The following is a 2,062-nucleotide window of genomic DNA, read 5'->3' as shown; positions in this document are numbered from 1 at the left end:
CCTCCACCGTCAGGCAGCAGCCGTTGACGGCGATCGAGTCGCCGATTTTTACCCCGGCCAGGTTTTCCGGGACCGTCTTGACCGTCAAAACGATCGTTTTGCCCGCCTGCTCCAGACGCTGAACCCGCGCCTTGCCGCTTACTAAACCACTAAACATCCTTGATCCTCCCGTAGATTCTCACATCTTCGCCGGCTGGCTCAGTTTTGACCTCTTTTAAGTCCAGAGCTTCAGCCGGAACAGCCGCCTCAGTCCCCCGGCCTAAAAAGCGGGGAGCGAGGTAGGTAATCACGTCGTTGACCAGGCCAGCTTCCAGCAGGCTCTCCTGCAATTTTGCCCCGCCTTCGGCGTAAATGCTCTGCACGCCTTGGTCAGCCAGAATTTTTACACTGGTCCTGATTTTTCCGTCCGGCAGGGCAAAAATTCTGACATGGTCTGGAAAAGCCTGCTTTAGGAAAGCCGGGTTTTCCGTCAAAATCCAGGTCTCTGCCCGGCCGTCTGAAAACAAATCCAGATCCAGATGATCCAGCAAGCGTCCCCGCCGGTCCAGCACCACCCTGACTGGCGGATGGTCCAGGTCTTCACTGGTCAGCAAGCTTGGATCATCAATGATCGCTGTTTCTGACCCGATCAAGATGGCCTGGTAATCAGCCCGTTCCTGGTGAACCCGGCTCAGAGCTTCTGCGCCCGTGACCGCGGTCCGCTCACCCTTTTTGGCCAGCATGTGGTCCAGGCTTACAGCCTGCTTGAGAGTTATATAAGGCAATCCTGTTTGGTAAAAGTAGTTGTAGTGGTCATTCAACCGGCTGGCTTCTTTTGCCAAAAGGCCCGTCCTTACTTCAAGGCCTGCCTGCTTTAAAGCAGCGATCCCCTTGCCCGTAACAATTGCATGGGGATCGGTCTCGCCGACCACCACCCGCTTGATCCCGCTGTCGATAATCAGCTGGCTGCAGGGCGGCTGCTTGCCGTAGTGGCAGCAAGGCTCTAAAGTAACGTAAATAGTGGAATTGGATAATTGTTCCGGAGTCAATTTGGAGATGGTATCACGTTCAGCATGGAAACCGCCATAGCGGTGGTGGAAGCCAGTCGCCAGGACCTGCCCGTCTTTGACGATGCAGCAGCCGACTCTGGGATTGCGCCAGGTGGCATTGCCAGCCTTGCGGGCCGCGGCAATCGCCAGACGCATGTAATCTTCATCTGATGCCATCCAATCACTCCTTTCTCGCACGAAAAAAGCCCCGAGGAAATCCTCGAGGCCTAATAATCGATATCAAAATTAAATAGTAGCATCACCAAATAAGCGATACGACATGACAAAAATTGTATCGTTCTGTCTCCCATCTAGACTTTAACTATCGGTACCCTCACTTGGGATTCAGCCGCATATAGCGGGTCGCGGACTTTACCGCCGGTCGGGAATTTCACCCTGCCCCGAAGAACATTATTCAATTCACATTTTTTATCTTACCTTCACCTGTAAGCCCTGTCAAGCAGGAAAAGAGATTTTTTATCAGAAACGAAAAAAGCAGCGACCTAAGTCGCTGCTTTAGTTACGGTCCATGCGGGATTTGAACCCGCGATCTCCTCCGTGACAGGGAGGCGAGATAGACCACTGCTCCAATGGACCATATGGAGGATACAGGGCTCGAACCTGTGACCCTCTGCTTGTAAGGCAGATGCTCTCCCAGCTGAGCTAATCCTCCGATGCACCCAGTAGGACTTGAACCTACAACCTTCTGATTCGTAGTCAGACACTCTATCCAGTTGCGCTATGGGTGCGCTGGAATATTCTTTTGCTAACGCTCACGCGTTAAGCGGAAGACGGGATTCGAACCCGCGACCCCCACCATGGCAAGGTGATGTTCTACCACTGAACTACTTCCGCATGTTCGCTATTTGCGAGATCGGGAAGACAGGATTTGAACCTGCGACCCCCTGGTCCCAAACCAGGTGCTCTACCAAACTGAGCCACTTCCCGGTACTCCGCCTGTCAGACTCGAACTGACGACATCCTGATTAACAGTCAAGCGCTCTACCAACTGAGCTAAGGCGGAATGTTGAGCG

At 53.3% G+C, this 2,062-nt stretch carries 1 protein-coding gene, 6 tRNA genes, 1 pseudogene and 1 riboswitch; all 8 genes and pseudogenes read right to left on the bottom strand.

Annotation, left to right across the window (positions count from 1 at the left end; translation table 11 throughout):
• Nucleotides 1-157, bottom strand: a pseudogene (locus lacNas_RS13110) (riboflavin synthase); the annotation flags it as partial.
• On the bottom strand, nucleotides 150-1,205 hold the full coding sequence (gene ribD / locus lacNas_RS13105; RefSeq protein ID WP_201346938.1) for a bifunctional diaminohydroxyphosphoribosylaminopyrimidine deaminase/5-amino-6-(5-phosphoribosylamino)uracil reductase RibD: 1,056 nt from the start codon (nucleotides 1,203-1,205) through the stop codon (nucleotides 150-152). The pseudogene lacNas_RS13110 and the gene ribD, both read right to left, overlap by 8 nt.
• Nucleotides 1,206-1,322: 117 nt before the next feature.
• Nucleotides 1,323-1,441: riboswitch (FMN riboswitch) on the bottom strand.
• A 110-nt stretch (nucleotides 1,442-1,551) separates the two neighbouring features.
• A tRNA-Asp gene (locus lacNas_RS13100) sits at nucleotides 1,552-1,625 on the bottom strand.
• A 3-nt stretch (nucleotides 1,626-1,628) separates the two neighbouring features.
• Nucleotides 1,629-1,701: transfer RNA gene (locus lacNas_RS13095), tRNA-Val, on the bottom strand.
• A 2-nt stretch (nucleotides 1,702-1,703) separates the two neighbouring features.
• Nucleotides 1,704-1,777, bottom strand: a tRNA-Arg gene (locus lacNas_RS13090).
• A 34-nt stretch (nucleotides 1,778-1,811) separates the two neighbouring features.
• A tRNA-Gly gene (locus lacNas_RS13085) sits at nucleotides 1,812-1,883 on the bottom strand.
• Nucleotides 1,884-1,902: 19 nt separating this feature from the next.
• Nucleotides 1,903-1,976: transfer RNA gene (locus lacNas_RS13080), tRNA-Pro, on the bottom strand.
• Between the two features lie 3 nt (nucleotides 1,977-1,979).
• Nucleotides 1,980-2,052: transfer RNA gene (locus lacNas_RS13075), tRNA-Asn, on the bottom strand.
• Nucleotides 2,053-2,062 lie beyond the last annotated feature (10 nt).

The organism is Lactobacillus nasalidis (genome assembly GCF_016587775.1).
GTDB lineage: Bacteria > Bacillota > Bacilli > Lactobacillales > Lactobacillaceae > Lactobacillus > Lactobacillus nasalidis.
This window is presented reverse-complemented; position numbering and strand designations above follow the sequence as displayed.